The sequence below is a fragment of the Photobacterium swingsii genome (genome assembly GCF_024346715.1).
In the GTDB taxonomy this organism is placed as follows: Bacteria; Pseudomonadota; Gammaproteobacteria; order Enterobacterales; family Vibrionaceae; genus Photobacterium; species Photobacterium swingsii.
Map to the genome: position 1 here is coordinate 1,739,119 of NZ_AP024853.1, position 19,325 is coordinate 1,758,443.

Annotated in this window: 16 protein-coding genes; 8 read left to right on the forward strand and 8 right to left on the reverse strand. The window is 42.9% G+C overall.

Going from position 1 to position 19,325, the window contains the following annotated elements; all coding sequences use genetic code 11:
• Nucleotides 1–109 precede the first annotated feature (109 nt).
• Nucleotides 110–1,108, forward strand: coding sequence for a Solitary outer membrane autotransporter beta-barrel domain (locus OCU77_RS24835; protein ID WP_048900165.1), 999 nt, complete (start codon nt 110–112; stop codon nt 1,106–1,108).
• Between the two features lie 322 nt (nt 1,109–1,430).
• A complete protein-coding gene (locus tag OCU77_RS24840; RefSeq protein ID WP_204375174.1) occupies nt 1,431–3,062 on the forward strand; it encodes a methyl-accepting chemotaxis protein in 1,632 nt (543 codons plus the stop codon).
• A gap of 134 nt (nt 3,063–3,196) precedes the next feature.
• Here OCU77_RS24840 and tyrS read toward each other — a convergent pair whose 3' ends face one another.
• Nucleotides 3,197–4,468 (reverse strand): tyrosine--tRNA ligase, encoded by a 1,272-nt coding sequence (gene tyrS / locus OCU77_RS24845; protein ID WP_048900163.1) that lies wholly within the window; start codon nt 4,466–4,468, stop codon nt 3,197–3,199.
• Nucleotides 4,469–4,608: 140 nt separating this feature from the next.
• On the opposite strand from tyrS, the gene OCU77_RS24850 reads away from it, so the two are divergent.
• From OCU77_RS24850 to OCU77_RS24860, 3 genes are all read left to right on the forward strand, one after another.
• The gene (locus OCU77_RS24850) at nt 4,609–5,424 is read left to right on the forward strand and encodes a helix-turn-helix transcriptional regulator (protein ID WP_048900162.1); all 816 of its coding nucleotides are present in this window, start codon (nt 4,609–4,611) and stop codon (nt 5,422–5,424) included.
• Between the two features lie 200 nt (nt 5,425–5,624).
• Complete coding sequence (locus tag OCU77_RS24855; RefSeq protein ID WP_048900161.1) at nt 5,625–6,902, forward strand: sensor domain-containing diguanylate cyclase; 1,278 nt, start codon at nt 5,625–5,627, stop codon at nt 6,900–6,902.
• Nucleotides 6,903–7,176: 274 nt separating this feature from the next.
• A complete protein-coding gene (locus OCU77_RS24860; RefSeq protein ID WP_048900160.1) occupies nt 7,177–8,718 on the forward strand; it encodes an alanine/glycine:cation symporter family protein in 1,542 nt (513 codons plus the stop codon).
• A gap of 83 nt (nt 8,719–8,801) precedes the next feature.
• On the opposite strand, the gene OCU77_RS24865 is transcribed toward OCU77_RS24860, so the two are convergent.
• The 3 genes from OCU77_RS24865 to OCU77_RS24875 form a co-directional block, all read right to left on the reverse strand.
• The gene (locus tag OCU77_RS24865) at nt 8,802–9,656 is read right to left on the reverse strand and encodes a hypothetical protein (protein WP_107302943.1); all 855 of its coding nucleotides are present in this window, start codon (nt 9,654–9,656) and stop codon (nt 8,802–8,804) included.
• Between the two features lie 166 nt (nt 9,657–9,822).
• On the reverse strand, nt 9,823–10,257 hold the full coding sequence (trxC, locus tag OCU77_RS24870) for a thioredoxin TrxC (protein WP_048900186.1): 435 nt from the start codon (nt 10,255–10,257) through the stop codon (nt 9,823–9,825).
• Nucleotides 10,258–10,454: 197 nt separating this feature from the next.
• Nucleotides 10,455–11,381 (reverse strand): Rossmann-fold NAD(P)-binding domain-containing protein, encoded by a 927-nt coding sequence (locus OCU77_RS24875; RefSeq protein WP_107302944.1) that lies wholly within the window; start codon nt 11,379–11,381, stop codon nt 10,455–10,457.
• Nucleotides 11,382–12,003: 622 nt separating this feature from the next.
• Here OCU77_RS24875 and OCU77_RS24880 point away from each other — a divergent pair.
• Nucleotides 12,004–13,194 carry an acetate/propionate family kinase gene (locus OCU77_RS24880; protein ID WP_048900159.1) on the forward strand — a complete coding sequence of 397 codons (1,191 nt, stop codon included), beginning with the start codon at nt 12,004–12,006 and terminating at the stop codon, nt 13,192–13,194.
• 107 nt (nt 13,195–13,301) lie between these two features.
• On the opposite strand, the gene hemF is transcribed toward OCU77_RS24880, so the two are convergent.
• Genes hemF through OCU77_RS24900 form a run of 4 tightly spaced genes read right to left on the reverse strand, consistent with a single transcriptional unit; the run spans nt 13,302 to nt 15,024 of the window.
• The gene (gene hemF, locus OCU77_RS24885; protein ID WP_048900158.1) at nt 13,302–14,225 is read right to left on the reverse strand and encodes an oxygen-dependent coproporphyrinogen oxidase; all 924 of its coding nucleotides are present in this window, start codon (nt 14,223–14,225) and stop codon (nt 13,302–13,304) included.
• A gap of 32 nt (nt 14,226–14,257) precedes the next feature.
• Nucleotides 14,258–14,470, reverse strand: a complete 213-nt coding sequence (locus OCU77_RS24890; RefSeq protein WP_048900157.1) for a hypothetical protein — start codon at nt 14,468–14,470, stop codon at nt 14,258–14,260.
• A 16-nt stretch (nt 14,471–14,486) separates the two neighbouring features.
• The gene (locus tag OCU77_RS24895; RefSeq protein ID WP_048900156.1) at nt 14,487–14,801 is read right to left on the reverse strand and encodes a DUF1971 domain-containing protein; all 315 of its coding nucleotides are present in this window, start codon (nt 14,799–14,801) and stop codon (nt 14,487–14,489) included.
• Between the two features lie 10 nt (nt 14,802–14,811).
• Nucleotides 14,812–15,024: a hypothetical protein gene (locus tag OCU77_RS24900; RefSeq protein WP_048900155.1), complete on the reverse strand. Its 213-nt coding sequence runs from the start codon at nt 15,022–15,024 to the stop codon at nt 14,812–14,814.
• A 220-nt stretch (nt 15,025–15,244) separates the two neighbouring features.
• On the opposite strand from OCU77_RS24900, the gene norR reads away from it, so the two are divergent.
• Together norR and OCU77_RS24910 are read left to right on the forward strand one after the other, a co-directional pair.
• On the forward strand, nt 15,245–16,849 hold the full coding sequence (norR, locus tag OCU77_RS24905; protein WP_048900185.1) for a nitric oxide reductase transcriptional regulator NorR: 1,605 nt from the start codon (nt 15,245–15,247) through the stop codon (nt 16,847–16,849).
• Nucleotides 16,850–17,019: 170 nt separating this feature from the next.
• Nucleotides 17,020–19,290, forward strand: coding sequence for a nitric-oxide reductase large subunit (locus tag OCU77_RS24910; RefSeq protein WP_048900154.1), 2,271 nt, complete (start codon nt 17,020–17,022; stop codon nt 19,288–19,290).
• The last annotated feature ends 35 nt before the right edge of the window (nt 19,291–19,325 follow it).

Below are 19,325 nucleotides of genomic sequence, written 5' to 3' on the forward strand. Positions count from 1 at the left end.
ATTGCTTACCCTCAATTAGGGCAAGAGTAATGCAGAGGCTCTTGCGAACTGTGCTCATGAGCTAGTATATTATTACTTTAATACACTGTTTTTTATAAGCGGCATCGAGATGAAAAGAAAGTTGAAACTTAAAAAATATACATTACAACGGGTTAGCCTGTGTATTTTGCTTGTATCGACTTTCAATACTTATGCGATGAGTTTACAAGACGCTTTTCGTGAAGACTTTGAACATACTTTTGCTGGTAGCGTTATTCTCTTTGACCAAGATGCCATCACTTTAGGCATACATGAACTTAATTTGAGTCAGTCAATTGGACAATTTAAGCAGGTTTCAAATAGTGAGACGGTCGAAAACCGTAAAGGACTAAGTATCATCTCGCTGCCGTATACGATTAAAACATGGCAAGAAGAAGGTTACAGCAGAACGCTTCATGGTCGATTTTCATGGATGAGCGACAAGCAGAAGATAGATTTAACGGATGTGCCTGAGCAAGATGAAGAACGACAACAAATTTTTGAAGCCTATTTGGGTATCGATCATAGCTATCCAATCTCTGAGCGTATCAGCTTAACCGTAGGGTTAGCTGGGCATTTAATGTATTTAAAGAACGACTTTGCATACAGAAGTGGAAAGCTTGATGGTTTAAAGCCAATTATTGATGGGCAACTCGTGAACACAACCGCTTGGTCTGCCATGATCGAACCCAGTATTGAACTTAAGTATGCGCAGCAACAAAAGTGGGGATCATGGTATCTATGGTCAGCTGCGCATTATGTTTATGGTACTAGTTGGGGCGAGGCTAACAACGGTGACTTGGGAAACCCTGAAACGGCTTATTGGGTAAATGGGGCTAAATCTTTTTATGAACTAGGTAAAGTGTTAGATCATCAAAGTCAGTGGTATATGAGTTTTCAACGGATTGATATATCTGATGGCATTAGCCAAGCCATAAATGCAAACTATTACTACAAAGCGACAACGGGGTGGTTAATTTCTGAGCCTATCCAGTTTGATTGGGTGAAAAACGTAGGGGTGGGCGTTAATCTGAATTATGGTAGTGCTTTAAAAGGTATATCCTTAGTGCTATTTATAAACCAGGATTAACTTATTTTTTAGTATCAATTAATAATCCTGAGCTATAAGATAAGAAAGATTAATTAATTCCTTTTATTTTAGTAAGAGTTGCAGTATTTTATGAACTAAAATCACATTAGCCTTGAATAAATCCCACCTGCTTTTATAAAATCAATCGTCTATTTATAGTCACTGTTTTTTGACGTTATTTATTTACATTAACACGTAAATAAATACTTACACTGATGTGTTTATTTCTTTTTTTAATTGATTGACAGTTATACCGTCAGTTATATCATATGCCAACTTTATTTATTACACATTGTACTTCCTTCTATAAGGTTCATTAATAATGCATTATAAGAACTTCTCTGTAGGGAAAAAGATTGGCGTTGTCTTTTTTTCCATTGGTTTAGCTGTTGCTGCGCTGGGCTATTTTTTAATTTCAGAAATTGCAGCGATAAAAAACAATCTACTAGATATAACAGATGGGGCTATGCCTCGTATTGTGTTGGTACAGGATCTTCAGACAGACATTGCTTCACTACGAATGGATGAATTTTTTGTGTTATCTAATAGTAATAGAGATGAAGTGAAAACGGTATTAACCAGCATTGAAAAAGCAAATAATAATGTTTCTACTGTGCTGGAACAGCTTCAATCAATGTCGGTCTCATCTGAGTACCGAAACCAACTTCAGAATGTTATTAGAGATTGGGATATATATGTATCTAGCAAGGATGGTTTTTCATCAGCAATCAAAAATAAAGACGTAGTTTACGCGAATAAAGTTATATATGATTCTTATCAGGCATTCAATACGCTTCAAAGCTCTCTCGACAAACTATTAAACTTAGCTCATGAAGAAAGTTTGAGTGAAAGAGAACAAGCATTAGATAATGTTCAGCAGTCAAATACATTTACATTAATTGGCATCCTATTATTAATCGCTTTCATGCTTGTTATGAATTTATTCTTAACTCGTCAAATTTGCTCGCCTTTATCACTTGTGACAGCTTTAGCGGGTAAAATTGCAGCGGGTGATCTGACCCACAGTTTGAATAGAGAAAATATTGGTAATGATGAACTTGGTGTATTAGCGGATTCATGTATTACGATGCAAGATCATTTACGTGACTTAGTGAATGATATTTCAAGTTCGGTCACTCAATTAAGTGCTGCTATTGAAGAAGTGAGTACGGTGTCAACGCATACCTCTGATGGTATGAAGCATCAACAAGATGAACTGACAATGATTGCGACAGCGATGAATCAAATGCAATCTACTGTTCAAGAAGTTGCAAATAATACAGAAGATGCTTCAAGCGCAGCCAATAAAGCGACGGAAGACGCGAATGAAAGTACTCGTGTTGTAACTAAGAATATTGAAGAAATTCAACGTGTCGCCGGTGTTATTGAACATGCTGGTGAAATGGTGACGCAATTAGAACAAGATTCTGCCAGCATTAGCATGGTTGTAGATGTGATCAGTGGTATTGCTGAACAGACAAATCTTCTTGCATTAAATGCAGCGATCGAAGCTGCACGTGCGGGCGATCAAGGGCGTGGTTTTGCGGTAGTGGCAGATGAGGTTCGCACACTGGCTGGGCGTACGTCTGAATCAACCAGCGAAATCATCGTAATCATTGAAAAACTGCAACAGCGGGCTAAAGATACGGGGGAAGCAACTAAAGAGAGTTGCGTGTTGATTCAGTCTTGTGTGGAGCAAACAGAGTTAACGGGGACACACATTTCTCAAATTGAAGGTGGCGTGAACCAGATAGCGACCATGAACATGCAAATTGCGAGTGCATGTAGCGAACAGTCTTCTGTCACTGAAGAGTTAAGCCGTAATGTCGAAAATATCAATGAATCGTCGCACAACGTGGCAGCAGGGGCGGAACAAACCTCGCAAGCCTGTATAGAGTTGAGCCAACTTGCGACAGGGCTACAGGGCATGATCGGCCGATTTAAGATTGTGTAGAGAAGACGAGTGACTGTTCGAGGTGTGAATATCAAGAGATAACACCAACCCGTTTTTCCGCGTAAAGCCTTACTGATCCAGTAAGGCTTTTTTCTTTTATGGGTATCAATGCTAGCGACTAATTTGTAGCTGTTTTACTTTTCAGTACGCAGCAGGTGAAAGTGTTTTTTTCCTCTACGTACGACAAGGTAGCGGTGCTGTAAGGCTGAGTAGTTCCCAATGTGGTCATTTATCGCTATTTCACCATTGATGCTAATGGCGCGATTAGCGATGAACTCACGTGCTTGTCGGTTAGATGAGGCAAGCCCACATGTTACCAATAATGCAGGCACTGATAGTGATGGGTCTAATTCACTGCATGGCAGGCCATCAAGTTCGAGTTGCTGAAGTTCTGCTAGGGTGAGTGACTGTAAATCGCCAGAGAAAAGGGCGTCACTAATCCGCAGCGCTGACTGTAGGGCTTCATCGCCATGCACTAGCTTTGTTAATGCCTCTGCTAATATTTGCTGCGCGAGAGGTTTTCCATCACGGATGCTGTCTTGATACTCAATGTCTGCAATAGCATCGACACTCAAGAAGGTGTAGTAACGCAAGAAGTTGTATACGTCGGCATCGGCACTGTTTAGCCAAAATTGGTAAAAGCTGTAAGGCGAGGTCTTTGTGGGATCTAGCCATACTGCGCCACTTTCTGTTTTACCAAATTTTGTTCCATCTGATTTGGTGATCAAAGGTAAGGTTAAACCAAAGACTTTTTGTTGATTCAAACGGCGCGTGAGATCGATACCACTGGTAATATTTCCCCACTGATCGTTGCCTCCAATTTGTAAGCTACAACGATTGTGCTGATTGAGGTGCGCAAAATCATAAGATTGCAGTAGCGAGTATGAAAACTCAGTAAAGGAAATACCTTGATCTGGACGCGCTAACCGTTGCTTGACTGACTCTTTATTGATCATTGCATTTACCGAGAAATGTTTACCAATATCACGGAAAAAATGAATGATGTTCATACTTGAAATCCAGTCGGCGTTGTTAAGGATCGCGGCTGTATTGGTATGCTCATCTTGTAAAACATGTTGGATCTGGGATCGTAAATCATTGACCCATTGATTCACGGTTTCTTCGCTGTTTAGTGCTCTTTCATTAGCCTTGAAGCTGGGATCGCCAATCATGCCAGTGGCTCCACCGACTAAAGCGATAGCCTTGTGGCCTGCAAGTTGGAAACGACGAAGCATAATTAAAGGAACCAAGTGACCTATGTGTAAGCTACCGGCTGTTGGATCGAAACCACAATATACGGTACGTGACTCAGCCAAGTGTTGTTGTAGCTCCTCACTGTTAGAAGCTTGCGCAATCAGACCACGCTGTTGCAGTTCATTAAATAAATCTTGGTTGATAGTCGACATAAGGATTCCTGTAGAACGAGATATGCCACTATCCTGACGTGAATCGCTTAGCTTTCAGTTATCCCTATAGGGATAGAACAAGCATTTTGTTATGCTTAGCGGATCCTTGATTGCTATGAATGACAATTCCCCAAGAGCTTATGAAAAATACGGCATGGTTAACTGCCCTAACACAAACAATTAATGCGCAAAATAAAGCGAACTTTGCTTCTGCGTTAGTGGCACTGATCCGTCACTGTGCTGACTTCGATTGTGTTGTCATTTTGGGATATCACCGCCAGCGTCGCCCCGTTTATCTCTATGATGCTATCCCTCAAAATAGAGAGCTTTTGTTTCAGCATTATTTGAATCGTTCTTATGTTGATGACCCTTTTTATCGTGCGTTTGAAGAAGGGCTGGATGAGGGGGTATACCTGCACGAAGTATTGGCAGCAAAGCTGGGGATCAATCCCGATTATGTCAATGAATTTTATCAATCCACGGGGTGGAGTGACGAGGTTGGTTTTGTGATCCCACTTGATACTGAAAGGTGTGTGGTCATTAACCTAGGTTATTTACAAGCGAAAGCATCTAGCGTGCTCACGGCAGAGAAGAAAAAGCAGCTACGTAGCCTTCACGAAATATTTGATGTCATTGCAGCGTTAAGTCGACAGCATTGGTTGAATCAGTCATTTTTACTGGCGGATGCCCCCTCGAATAATGCACATATTCGTGATGTGGTTGAACAAGCAATTGATGAATTTGGATTCGCGGTGCTCACGGGGCGTGAACATGATGTGTTGAAGCTGATTGTGCAAGGCTTTGATTCAAATGCGATCGCCCAACGACTGGGTATTGGTTTGGGAACAGTGAAGAATCATCGAAAAAAGATATATGCGAGTCTTAATGTTGCTTCAGTGAGTGAGTTGTTCGGCTTATTTCTCAATTATCTCATCACAATAGATGCCAAGAGGTAACATTTAGCAGCAGAAATAAGCTAGCAAGATGTGAGTTATAGTGCTGATTGTTTGATGGTGATGGGGCTCAGCTCAGGCAATAACGATGAATTAATGGCTATAACCGACAAACTGAAAGGTGTAATATATAGCTTGGTATGGCCTCCTTTCTGATGTGATATGCAGCGAAATGGTTTTAAAGTGTTTAAGTGAGTAGACCCGTGACGACAGCAATTTCTAGCAATGAAAAGATCTTCATTGACTCTCATTATGGCGTCGTGGTGCACCGTGATTTTAAACCACTTTATGCCGATGACACATATGCCGCCTACTATGGTTACACATCGAGTGAAGAGGTTCTTGCGCTTCCTTCACTGCTTCAACTTATCTCTCAACCTGAACGTACTAAAGCTCTCGCGACTTATGATGGCGTAATGTCTGGCCGTTTAAAACCGGGTGTTCGCTCATATAAGAATATAGATAATGCAGGTAACGAATTAATTGTACTGACGGTGGATCATATTGTTGAATGGCAAGGTGAGCCTGCAATGCAAATTACGATTATTGACTTGAGCTCGCAGATTGAAACTCAACGTCAACTGCAAGCCAGTGAAGAAAGGTATCGTGAGCTTATCGATGGTTCGATTCAAGGCATTGTTGTTCATCGAAATTTGACTCCGCTATTCTGCAATCGAGCCTATGCCCTGATGCATGGCTTTGAGAATGAACAAGCCATGATTGAGCATGGTTCTATTTTACCTTTCATTGAGCAGCCATTTCATCAACAGGCCTTTGAGGAAAGTGCTGCGCTCATTAACGGTACTGCTGAAACAATTAAAGCGGAAGTGAAAGGCTTTAAAGCGGATGGTTCTACGATTTGGTTAAGTTTGTTGTCGCGCCCTGTGATATGGAACGGTGAACAAGCTGTACAGGTCACTGCTATGGATATTACTGAGCAGCATGTATTGCGTGAAAAGCTAGAGCATCAAGCTAATTATGATGGGCTAACGAACTTGCTCAATCGTCGAGCAACCTCCGAAATTTTGGCGCAGCAATTTGAAGTAGCTAAAGTTGAAAAGCAAGCGTTAAGTTGTGTAATGATCGACTTGGATAACTTTAAACATATCAACGATCAATATGGTCACCAAGTCGGTGATGAAATTTTGTGTTTGTTTGCCAAAGTCAGCCTCCAGAATTTAAGAGAGGGCGATATCCTTGGGCGATGGGGCGGGGAAGAGTTTATCTTGAGCTTACCAGGGCAGGATCAATTACAAGCCGCGGCGGTTGCTAATAGGTTATGTCAGGCATTGTCACAAGCAGCAGTTAAAACGAAATACGGGGAGTTATTCTTTTCTGCAAGTATGGGGGTCGCAACAGTGTGCCCTGAAATCACGTCACTTGATCAGTTGGTATCTAAAGCAGATCGTGCGTTATACCAAGCAAAACACAATGGAAAGAATTGTGTGTCTGTACTGCATGATACCGAAGACGAGCCATAAACAAAATTGACTGGTATGGCGCTTAGCCTACAGCGTTTTTCCCTTCCTAACCTAAATATTCACTGCCTTGAATATAGTTGCAAACTAGTCGTTATTGCCACCATTTTGATACTCACTTAAGAATCATCGCTACTTCGTAGGGTGATGTAGATTAATGTGCTTCAAATCACACTGAAACTAACCTTGAAATATAATTCTTAACATATTGCTTACATTGTGTTTATTATGCCGTATACAAATCAATCGAAAAGCAATGTAAAACAGGGAGTGTTTCATGCAATCAGTAGTCGATTTTCTGAATGGAATTATTTGGAGCCCAGTGCTCATCTACTTGTGTTTAGGGGCGGGGTTATTTTATTCCGTCACTACACGCTTTGTGCAATTACGTCATTTTCGTGAAATGTGGCGTTTGCTGTTGTCGGGTAAAAGTTCAGAGAAAGGGATTTCATCGTTCCAAGCACTCGCTGTTTCATTATCAGGTCGGGTAGGTACGGGTAATATTGCAGGCGTTGCTGCAGCCATTGGTTTTGGTGGCCCTGGTGCTGTCTTTTGGATGTGGGTCGTTGCTTTCTTAGGGGCTGCGACGGCTTATGCTGAGTCTACGCTGGCACAGATTTACAAAGAAGAAGATGAAGGGCAGTTCCGTGGTGGCCCTGCGTATTACATTGAAAAATGTATGGGACAGAGCTGGTATGCGTGGATCTTTGCTATTGCGACTATCTTCGCTTGTGGCGTGTTGCTACCGGGTGTGCAGTCAAACAGTATCGGTAACGCCGTTGAAGCCGCATTTGGCTCCGGTGCAATGATAGAAACAGCAATAGGTACATTTAGTTTTGCGAAAATCGCAACAGGCACCATTATTTCAATCATTCTTGGTTTTATCATTTTTGGTGGTGTTAAACGTATTGCGCATTTCACACAAATCGTTGTGCCATTTATGGCGCTGGCCTACATCATCATCGCGTTTGTTATCATTCTGCTTAATATCAGCCAAGTACCAGGCATTGTTATGCTGATTTTAGGTGATGCATTTACGCCAATGGCAGGCTTCGGTGCCGCAATTGGTTGGGGTGTGAAGCGTGGTGTTTACTCTAATGAAGCAGGTCAGGGCACAGGTCCTCATGCTGCAGCTGCGGCACATGTTCAGCACCCGGCGCAGCAAGGTTTGGTTCAATCATTCTCTATCTATATTGATACCTTACTAGTTTGTTCTGCAACGGCATTTATGATCCTTCTAACTGGTGCATATAATGTACATGGTGGCGGTGAAGGGGCATTTTTAATTCAAAACCTATCAGCTGAAATTGGTGCGAATGGTCCAGTCTTCACGCAAATGGCGATTGAAAGTGCACTACCAGGGCTAGGTAAACCGTTTATTGCTTTTGCACTCTTCTTCTTTGCCTTCACGACTATTTTGGCTTACTACTACATTGCTGAAACGAATATTGCTTTCATCCGTCGTAAGTTGAAAATCTCGGGCATGATGTTTGTTCTGAAGATTATCCTGATGGTATCTGTGTTTTACGGTACGGTGAAAGCGGCGGATTTAGCATGGGCAATGGGTGATGTTGGTGTTGGCCTGATGGCGTGGCTGAATATTGTTGGTATTTTGATCATCTTCTTTATGTCAAAACCGGCATTGAAAGCGCTTGAAGATTATGAAGCCCAGCAAAAAGCAGGTGTGACAGAATTTACATTTGACCCTGTAAAACTCGGTATTAAAGGCGCGGATTACTGGGAGAAGAAATACCACGGTAAGACTGCACCTAAATCAGAAGGTACGGATGGTAATACACCTGCTAAATCAACGGTGTAATGGGTGTGATTAGAACACAAAGAGGCTACCACTTAGGTAGCCTCTTTTTTTATGTAATTTGCTAAAACGTATATCGACCTATATTAACCACAAACAAACCAAGAGTGGGCGGGAGCTGTAATATAGGCGCTGTCGTGCCACTCTAGTTTTTCCATAATTGGGGCGGTACGAATATCGCCTTTCATCTTCGCTGTCACTAAAACGCGCACTTTCCCAACATCAACACTTTCTACTGTGCCTAAAAAGGTGTGCCCAAGGGGGCTGTCATTCGCTTGATCGTATAAGCAAACTGTTTGGCCCGTTGAGTTGTAGATGTACAAACTCTCTTGATCCCACGTCTGATCACCGAGTGGCGCGGCAGGGGATTGATAGAGCTGCCCATAAGTATCATTCTTCGAAATTAATTGGCGCGTTGCAGTATAGGGTTGGTAGCCCAGTATCTTTGCTGATGCTCGCCATTCATCGGCGGCGGCATCTGTGTTTTCAATTACGCGCATTGTGATAAAAGGTCCATCAAGGCAAAGATCGGCCCAAAGTTCGGTACTGGATATTCGAGCGTAAAAAATGGGAGACTCCTCTGGTGTGTTGGCGTTGCTCACACACCATGTCCCTGTGCTTTGGTGGACTAATTTACCTTGGTTTGCATCGCAAGTGCGCTTGGCAAGTTGCTGATATTCAGCAATATCATTGATGGCAGTTTCTGGGCTGGTGGCACAATAACGGTAAGCAAAGGAATAGGTATCTTTCGGGTAGAACAATCCTTTATCAACGACAGCACCATTACGGCGAGTGTCATTCATATCAATGAAGGCGCGGGTTGACAGTAAAAATTGCATGTCGGGTGACTTAGAGACGAATAAGGGCGTTGAACTACAGGCTGTCAGCGTGAGAAGTAGTGTTGCAAATAACCATGTATATGTGTGTTGAAAGCGAGCCATAAACGCCTCTTTAACTAGCCTGAGTAGTTCAAGTGTAAAAGAGCGGAGCTAGGGCTGGATGTCTTAGAAATGAAACGATGGCGTTTCTATTAATTGAATGGCAAAGAAAAGTTAAAAACGTAGACCACAGGGTTATGGCCTACGTACTAATAAAGCTCGCTGTTAATTAGTTGCTAAGTGTGCCATCAAGCCACTCACTGAACTGCCCTTTAGGTAGCGCACCATTTAGTTGATCAATCATTTGACCATTTTTGAACACCATAATCGTTGGGATGCTACGAATGCGGTATTGGGCTGCCAACGCTTGCTGGGCTTCGGTATCTATTTTCACAAATCGAGCAACACCTTCTTTTTCTGCTGCCACATCTTCAAAAATAGGTGCAAAGCCGACGCATGGATTACACCATGGGGCCCAGAAATCGACAACAACGGGGGTTTCGCTTTGAATTAATGAAAGGAAGTTATCCGTTGTTCCTTCAACTGGCTTACCATCAATCAACTTTTCTTTACAAGCACCACATGTTGCAGACTCTTCAACACGTTCAATTGGTAAACGGTTCATTGCTTTACAGTGAGGGCAGCGGGTTGTCATTGTTGTCATCATTTTTATTCCTATACTGACTATGTTCGCAATGTAACGATTTATAGGTGAAATCTAAAGTGGATTATTTCAATGGCTGCAATAGATAGAACCGATGATGTGATGGTGAGTGTGGTTTAGAGCAGTAATGACGCGGTGTTTTATCATATATAGGAGCCCTAGTGTTTTATGGTGATAGTGCTTTGAGCAAGTTAACGTTATTTTTTACGCCATGAGTGTGATACTGCTAAGGCGAGGGGTGTTTGAGTTGATGGTTTATCAAGTTTAGTGAGGTTCTGGGCTTGTGGTGTTGCTATACCTTGCTGCCATAAGGTACGCAAGTGTATGAAACGCCGGAAAAGGGGAGAGAATAGACTAATAATATCCATTGCTAACCAAGGAAGTGGTGTAATAAAGACGGGCTTGCCTGAACTCAGCGCAAGGCAGCGTGCTATATCAGCAATGCTGGCTTCGTGACCTGCATAATAACTGATATGGAGCGAGGCTTGATTGGTTTGGCTTGGGCAATCTTCCAAGTGGGTGGCAATAGAATTAGCAAGGTCAGGTAAGTAGGTCCAGTGGTGCTGTAAATTTGTGGCGCTTGGCGATTGGATGTAAAGCCGATTATCTGTTTCTTTGATTAATAGCCCTAAATAGCCTTCGCTGTTGCGGCAGTCCAAAGTATGCCCTAGGCAGACTACATGTATTTGTTGGCAATGCGGACGTGCTGCTTCTAACCGTTTAAGCAATTTGTTAGGCACTGATACAGGTATCGGAGACTTTTTACGCCAGAAAGCCAAGGAGGGTAGCCAGTTTGTACTGAAGTCATATTGGTTAGTGGTAATGACCAATTGAAGATGAAGGTTTTCGCATAACGATATGATGGTTTCTAAGGAAAAGGGGGCGCAGCTATCGTCACTTTCATAAGGCTGGTGAAAAAAAACAGTGTCGACTTCTTCAGCGAGTTGGTAGAGAAAATCCAGATCTTCAGGGAGTAACTCGGCTAGGGTTAAATTTGCCAGTACAGGGGCTTTGGTGTCAGTGTTACTAACCACTCCAAGGACTTCCCACTCATGCTGGGTCAAAGACTCACACAAGCATGCTCCCATCACATGCTCAACACCTAAGACTAAGGCTCTTTTCATCGTTATCTCTCATAACTGATTATTCATCGTTTTATTCTGTTTATTTTCTGTTGCTTTATCTTTTATAGCGAATCAAACCCAAGCTTGACTATTGTTTTATATAGAATCAAAACGGATTGCGAAGTTTATCGCATAACACATGAAGCTTGGATGTAAGAGCTTGATTCAAGTGCGGTATGTGTTGCGCGCATTGCTTATGTATGAGCGTTAATTGATTTGGAGGGTGATTATTTTCTGCGTTGATTAGGCTTTGGTTTAGCCGTGAGTGGATAATTTCAGCGTATATATTCAACTGGGTGTGCTTGTTTTCGATGTTTAAATATTAAAAATTAGTTGAGTTACCGAGCCAGCTCTCACTTTTTTGCTAAACTAAAGTTTAAAATACGATGTAAATTTAAACAAAAGCAAACGATGTCCCCTGTTTTTTTTGATCTTAACCAGTGATTTTTGAAATTTTCACTAATATCTGAAAACAAAAGTTGAGTTTTTCAAAAAAAATTGAATAATACCAACATAACATAAAGTACTGAGAAGATGCGGCTCCACACATTTTCATCGGTGATAGTTAATGACGTGTACGGGACATTGATGTCCTCTCTACCCTAGATATGATGAGATAACCATGAGCAATTCACTAGTTCTTGTAATTAATTCTGGTAGTTCTTCCCTTAAATTCGCTTTGATCGATACTGTTGTCGGTGACGCAGTACTGAGCGGTCTTGGTGAGTGCTTTGGCCTTCCAGAAGCTAACGTTAGCTGGAAATACAACGGTGAGAAAAGTGAATACGCGCTAAGCGAAGGTAATCACCACCAACTTGCTGTTGACCGCATCGTTGCACTAGTTGAAGAACTAGGTCTAAAAGATGACATTATCGCTGTTGGTCACCGTGTTGTTCACGGCGGCGAGAAGTTCACAAGCACAGTTAAGCTTGATGAATCTGTACTAGAAGAAATCGAAAACCTAAGCGATCTTGCACCACTTCATAACCCAGCTCACGTTATCGGTATGCGCGCATCTATGGCAGCATTCCCAACGTTATCTCAATACGCTGTTTTTGATACTGCATTCCACCAAACAATGCCTGCTAAGGCATACACTGGTGCTATCTCTCGCAAGCTATACGAAGACTACGGTATCCGTCGTTACGGTTTCCACGGCACAAGCCACTACTTTGTAAGCCGTGAAGCAGCAAAAATGGTTAATAAGCCAATCGAAGAGAGCAGCTTTATCTCTGTTCACCTTGGTAACGGCGCGTCTGTTTGTGCTATCAAAAATGGCATGAGCGTAGATACAAGCATGGGCTTCACGCCACTTGCAGGTCTTATGATGGGTACACGTTGTGGTGACCTTGACCCAAGCATCATCGAGTTCCTTCTGAAGAAAGGTTGGACTCAAGAAGAAGTATTCGACGAACTAAACAAGAAATCTGGCCTGTTAGGTGTTTCTGGCCTAACAAGCGATTGCCGTGGTGTTATCGAAGCGATGGAAAATGGCCACGAAGGCGCAACACTAGCATTCGAACTATTCTGTTACCGAGTTGCTAAGTACGTTGGTTCTTACATGGTTGCGCTAGACGAACTAGACGGCATCATCTTCACCGCTGGTATTGGTGAAAACTCACAGCCTATCCGTAGCAAGATTCTAGAAAACCTAAAAATCTTTGGCTACCGTGAAGATGAAGCAGCGAACGCAGCAGCGCGTTTTGGCAACAAAGGTATCATTACTCAGCCAAACACACCGCTTGCTATGGTTATCCCTACGAATGAAGAGTGGGTAATCGCAAAAGAATCTATGGCGCTACTACACGCTTAATAGATTGACCCTGCGGGAACGGGGTTATTAGGAACGGGGAAGCGGCTCTGAGTATAGACTCAGAGCCGTTTTTTCATTTATGGCGATAATAAAATCAACTAAGCAAATTACCACTGCCGAGGTTTTAGGTAATTTTCTGAAAGGTTGTGCTCTGGTGAGTTAGGGGCAATGTGGTATTGGTATTCCCAGCGAGCTAATGGTGGCATAGACATTAAAATGGACTCTGTTCGTCCACCACTCTGAAGACCGAAAATCGTACCACGGTCATACACCAAGTTAAATTCTACGTAACGCCCCCGACGATATAGTTGGAACTCTCGCTCCCGTTCGGAAAAAGGTATAGATTTACGTTGCTCTATGATGGGCAGGTAGGCATCGATGTATCCTTGTCCAACAGCCTTAATGTAATCAAAGCAGCGTGTAAAACCCCATTCATTCAAATCATCAAAGAATAGACCACCCACGCCACGTGTTTCATTACGGTGAGGCAAGAAGAAATAGTCATCACACCAGGCTTTGTGCTCAGCATAAACATGCTCACCAAAAGGCTGACAAAGCTGTTTTGCTACTTGGTGCCATTGTTGACAGTCTTCTTCAAATGGATAGAAAGGCGTAAGGTCAAAACCACCACCAAACCACCATACTGGCGGTTGCCCTTCACGTTCCGCAATAAAAAAGCGCACATTGGCATGAGAAGTGGGGACGTACGGATTCTTGGGGTGGATAACCAAAGATACCCCCATAGCTTCAAAGTGGCAGCCAGCCAGTTCAGGGCGTTTCTCTGTTGCAGATGCCGGCAGAGTAGTGCCTTTTACATGGGAAAAGTTTACGCCACCTTGTTCTATGACGTTACCGTTGCGAATGACACGTGTACGACCTTCTCCTTGTAAACCTTCATCGCTGTTATTGCGCCAAGTGTCTTGTTGAAAAAGAGCTTGTCCGTCTTGTTGTTCTAAAGCGGTACAGATTTGGCTTTGAAGTTCTGTTAAAAACTGTAGAACAGATTTTTTATCAATAGCTTGTTGAGTCATGATTTCGTATTTCTAGCTGTTAGTGTGTTTTATCAAAAAACTTTTAGGTACAACTGGGTCAGGGCAAGAGGAAGCCAAACGGAGAGTTTGCTCCCAGCTATCAAGCCCATAAGTGCAATGAAGTATTTGCCTTGCGAAAGAATGAGTGACAGTGTCGCCTTTAATTTGCTTTGAGGTAATGCGCCTTTATCCAGTGATTTAGTTTCTTGTCGTGAATTTGTTGGCATATCTATGGTTTTATCCATTCCAATCACTCTTGTTTTATTCCGCTTCTTTTGGCGATGACCAAAAATTCAAATTAAATTGAGCATCATCACTTAGCTCAACGCGATGCCAGTATTGCGGTGGGCTGGTTGAGAATTGCCCTGCTGGGATCACGATTTTCATTTCATGCTGCTCGGCCTCTTTGCTGCCATAACCGTAGAAGGTCACTTCGCCAGCCATTACGCATAGCTGAGCAAAAACACCTTTTCGAGTGTTATGACGATTGAGTAGGGCGCTTGGTACAGTGTCTTTAGTGAAGAAAGGTGTTGATCGTTGAATGGTCCAATCGGCTGGAATAATTTGATGAGACATAATGAACTCCTTAGTTTGATAATGCTGGATAAGTCAGTGAATGCGAAACGAAGTATTTACTTACACTTAAGTATTCAAACTGAACCAAGTTGTAAGGCGTGTTTTGATGAACTTGTATTTTGTGTTCAGATATTGCTAATAAACATTGAGTTTCAGCTTGTTGGCATTGAAAGCACTCAATACCCAATTCTGGGGTGAAATTTTCAAGATATAACTCGTGCATGCTTACCTCGCCTTTGTTCAGTTCTCACCGAGTTCCACTGTCGTTTCTTATTTGTTGTGCTAGTTATATATTGCATTGCACGTGCCAATATAAAAACTCAATATATACAATGACTTGAGTTTTGTTGAGACTGTTTTTTGTTAAAAAGATAATGGTTGGCTATTGTTAAATTGATAAATTCTTTATCATGATGACAATTGTGATTTGTGAGGCTCGTATGATGGAGCAAGTAAGTAAAGAGTGGGTACAAGTTGCGTTAGGTATAACTTCGGGGATGTCTAATACTGAGCGCTTTACCCAGCTGCTTTCAACCGTTAATCAAACCTTAAAAAGTGATGCGTCAGCACTACTGCTGTTTAAAGATCAGCAGTTTGTACCATTAGCCATAAATGGATTAAGCCATGATGTGCTTGGACGGCGTTTTGATATTCAACAGCACCCTAGGCTAGAAGTGATTGCACGTGCAGGGGATGTCGTACGTTTTCCAGCAGACAGTGATTTAGCTGATCCTTATGATGGACTGATCCCGAATCATGATGATGAATTGAAGGTGCATGCGTGTATTGGTTTGCCCTTGATGCAGGAAGATCGCTTAATTGGTGCACTGACTATCGATGCATTTGATCCTGAGCGTTTTGATCGTTTATCCAATAACTCATTGCGTATGATCAGCGCGTTGGCATCGAGTAGCCTTAACACGGCGTTGCTACAAGAAAAGCTCGAGAAATCAACGGGCTTTACCCCTCCTGAAAACCGCTCATTAAAAATGGCCAGTGAAGCCGTTGATATTATTGGCCAATCTGCGGGTATCGCGACGCTTAAACAACATATTGGCGTAGTGGCTAATACCGATCTTTCTGTGTTGATCATGGGTGAAACCGGGGTTGGTAAAGAGTTAGTTGCGAAGTCAATTCATCATCAATCGGATCGTGCTGATAAGCCGATGATTTACTTAAACTGCGCTGCTTTGCCTGAATCTGTGGCGGAAAGTGAATTGTTTGGTCATGTCAAAGGAGCTTTTACAGGCGCGATCAGTAACCGCAGAGGCAAATTTGAACTTGCTGATGGTGGCACACTGTTTCTTGATGAAATTGGTGAGCTGTCGTTGCCACTGCAAGCCAAGTTACTGCGTGCATTACAATATGGTGATATACAGCGTGTGGGTGATGAAAAGAACATTAAGGTTGATGTTAGGATCATTGCTGCAACCAATAGGATCATGCCTGAAGAGGTGGTTGCAGAGCGCTTTCGTGCCGATTTGTATCATCGTTTAAGTGTATTCCCTATTACCGTGCCACCGTTGAGAGAACGCGACAAAGATGTGGTGCTTCTGGCGGGGTTTTTCGCTGAGCGCTGCGCCGCAAAGTTAGGGGGGGCAACCATTCGCTTAGATGCCCAAGTACTACGTATGATTCAATCATATTCTTGGCGAGGAAATGTGCGTGAGCTAGAGCATGCTATTAACCGTGCTGCGGTATTAGCACGTGCGGAAAGTGTTGATGAGCTCTTGCTACTTTTGCCGCATCACTTCAACTTTGCTAAACCGGGGGCTTTAAGCACTCGTTCTGGAGTGGATGGCACACGTGGTGATAGCGTTGTTACAGACACCGGTATGGATAAGGCTGCAACATATCCATTGGATGATGAACTAGACTTTGCAGCTTACTGTGAACTGGGCTTAAAAGAGGCATTGGATCAGTTTCAATCGGCGTTAGTGGCGAAAGTGTACAACACGAATAAGCAAAACCTGAGTCAAACTGCCCGTGACTTAAAAGTGAATCCTGGAAATTTACACCGTTTGATGAAGCGATTGCAGTTGAAGTGAAAATCAATCAATTAGTTTTGTTATATTAACAATATATTGTGTTTTTGATAATACTCTGATTTTGTCATAAAGATAATCATTAATTTTAGTTTTCAATTAAATCAATGATTTAAAGGTTGGCACGAAAGTTGGTTTACAAGAGTGAACGTAAACCGCTTTGGGAGTCAAAAATGACAAAACAAAAATTTTCCCTGATCGCGCTCGTGATTGTATGTGTGACTTCATTCGCCATACTTCTGAGCTTAGGGAGTGAGATCTATCGTCAAGCACCACCTATCCCTGATCGTGTAGTGACATTATCGGGTGAGGTGGTATTCACGAAGGAAGATATACAAAATGGACAATTGGTATGGCGCTCGATGGGAGGGCACCAATTGGGATCAATTTGGGGGCATGGTGCGTATGTTGCCCCTGATTGGACCGCAGATTGGCTTCATCGTGAAGCTGAAATGTGGCTAGAGTCTGCGGCGCAATACCAATTTTCTTCGTCATTTTCCGCAATAGAGAGTTATCAGCAAGCTGGGCTTGAAAGTCGTTTACGTGAAGATATGCGTCTAAACCAATACGACCCTGAAACGGGTGTATTGGTGGTGTCAGAACGTCGCGCCCAAGTGATCCGTCAGCTACAGGCGTATTATGCACGCTTATTCGGTGATGATCCTGCTATGCAGCCAACCCGTGAAGCTTACGCGATGAAAGAGGGGACCATTGCCTCTGCAGAAAATCGTGAATCGTTATCAGCTTTCTTTTTCTGGGGGGCATGGGCCGCAGTAACGGAGCGTCCAAACGAGAATTATACTTATACCAACAATTGGCCGTACGATCCGCAAATTGGTAACACGCCAACATCAAGCAATATTGTTTGGTCGATAATGAGTGTGGTGCTGCTGATCGCTGGCGTTGGTGCTTTGGCTTGGTACCATGCAACGCTTAAAGTGCATCCGCTACCTAAGCTACCAGCAAGCGATCCTCTTTTTGGGGTTAAACCAACGTCATCGCAACGGGCACTGGGTAAATACTTCATTACTGCAGTTGGTTTGTTCTTACTGCAAATCGTGCTGGGCGGCATAACTGCGCACTATGCAGTTGAAGGACAAAACTTCTATGGTATTCCGCTTGCTGAGATCCTTCCTTATTCTGTTACTCGTACTTGGCACACTCAATTAGCTGTATTTTGGATCGCAACCGCATGGTTAGGGACAGGTTTGTATATTGCTCCTGCGCTTTCAGGATATGAACCTAAATTCCAACGTCTTGGCGTGAATGTACTTTGGGTTGCGTTAGTGATTGTTGTCTTAGGCTCAATGGCGGGTGAGTGGCTTGCTATCCAGCAATACTTCGATATTGATACTAGCTACTGGCTCGGTCACCAAGGTCAGGAGTACATTGATTTAGGCCGTATCTGGCAGATCCTCTTGCTGGCTGGTTTGCTAATTTGGTTAGCGTTAGTGACACGAGCGATTAAGCCTGCACTAACCCATAACAATGATATGAAGCCTGTAGTTTGGGTTCTGTATGCTTCGTGTGTCGCAATTGGTTTGTTCTACGGTGCGGGATTATTCCAAGGTAAACACACTAACTTAGCAATTGCAGAATACTGGCGCTGGTGGGTTGTACACCTATGGGTAGAAGGTTTCTTTGAAACATTTGCTACTTCCGTGATAGCGCTTATGTTTGTTCGCCTTGGGTTGGTTCGTGCTCAATCAGCAAACAGTGCAGTTTTGTTTGCGACAGTTGTATTCTTAACTGGTGGCCTAATTGGTACTTTGCACCACCTTTACTTTACTGGAACACCAACTTCGGTAATTGCATGGGGGTCTGTGTTCTCGGCACTGGAAGTTGTACCGCTAGCACTGATTGGTTTTGAAGCCGTTGAAACTTACCGTATGCGTAAGATGACGAGTTGGATGAGTCGCTACAAGTGGGCGATTATGTTCTTCGTTGCGACAGCATTCTGGAACTTAGTTGGTGCAGGTATGCTTGGTTTCTTGATTAACCCACCAATTGCGCTTTACTACATTCAAGGCCTGAACACTACGGCAACACATGCTCACGGTGCGTTTATGGGCGTGTACGGCATGTTGGGTATTGGTTTGATGCTGACTTGTCTACGTGGCTTAAGCACCACCACTGCTGTGTGGGATGACAAGTTGTTAAAGTGGAGCTTCTGGTCACTAAACCTTGGCTTGCTTGGCATGGTGTTTATGTCACTACTGCCAGTGGGTATCGTACAGTTTTTTTCCGTAATAGATCACGGTTACTGGTATGCACGTTCACCGGAAGTGATTCACAGTGAACTTGTTGAAACGCTGGTATGGCTGCGTGTTCCGGGTGATATCTTGTTTGGAATAGGGGGGATATTCCTCGCACTGTTCTTCGCTAAACTTCTTTTCTCTAAATTAAAACAATCAAGTGGTGATAAACCGCTGACTGCTGTTTAAACACACTTTGCGTACGGCTTAAAGGAATAAGTCGT

Bases quoted from the DNA above. Each gene is read 5' to 3' on its own strand.
- norR (WP_048900185.1), top strand. From the start codon at position 15,245: ATGGAGCAAGTAAGTAAAGAGTGGGTACAAGTTGCGTTAGGTATAACT.
- OCU77_RS24895 (WP_048900156.1), bottom strand. From the start codon at position 14,801: ATGTCTCATCAAATTATTCCAGCCGATTGGACCATTCAACGATCAACA.
- OCU77_RS24880 (WP_048900159.1), top strand. From the start codon at position 12,004: ATGAGCAATTCACTAGTTCTTGTAATTAATTCTGGTAGTTCTTCCCTT.
- trxC (WP_048900186.1), bottom strand. From the start codon at position 10,257: ATGACAACAATGACAACCCGCTGCCCTCACTGTAAAGCAATGAACCGT.
- OCU77_RS24865 (WP_107302943.1), bottom strand. From the start codon at position 9,656: ATGGCTCGCTTTCAACACACATATACATGGTTATTTGCAACACTACTT.
- OCU77_RS24910 (WP_048900154.1), top strand. From the start codon at position 17,020: ATGACAAAACAAAAATTTTCCCTGATCGCGCTCGTGATTGTATGTGTG.
- OCU77_RS24875 (WP_107302944.1), bottom strand. From the start codon at position 11,381: ATGAAAAGAGCCTTAGTCTTAGGTGTTGAGCATGTGATGGGAGCATGC.
- tyrS (WP_048900163.1), bottom strand. From the start codon at position 4,468: ATGTCGACTATCAACCAAGATTTATTTAATGAACTGCAACAGCGTGGT.
- OCU77_RS24860 (WP_048900160.1), top strand. From the start codon at position 7,177: ATGCAATCAGTAGTCGATTTTCTGAATGGAATTATTTGGAGCCCAGTG.
- OCU77_RS24890 (WP_048900157.1), bottom strand. From the start codon at position 14,470: ATGGATAAAACCATAGATATGCCAACAAATTCACGACAAGAAACTAAA.
- OCU77_RS24850 (WP_048900162.1), top strand. From the start codon at position 4,609: ATGAAAAATACGGCATGGTTAACTGCCCTAACACAAACAATTAATGCG.
- OCU77_RS24835 (WP_048900165.1), top strand. From the start codon at position 110: ATGAAAAGAAAGTTGAAACTTAAAAAATATACATTACAACGGGTTAGC.
- hemF (WP_048900158.1), bottom strand. From the start codon at position 14,225: ATGACTCAACAAGCTATTGATAAAAAATCTGTTCTACAGTTTTTAACA.
- OCU77_RS24900 (WP_048900155.1), bottom strand. From the start codon at position 15,024: ATGCACGAGTTATATCTTGAAAATTTCACCCCAGAATTGGGTATTGAG.
- OCU77_RS24840 (WP_204375174.1), top strand. From the start codon at position 1,431: ATGCATTATAAGAACTTCTCTGTAGGGAAAAAGATTGGCGTTGTCTTT.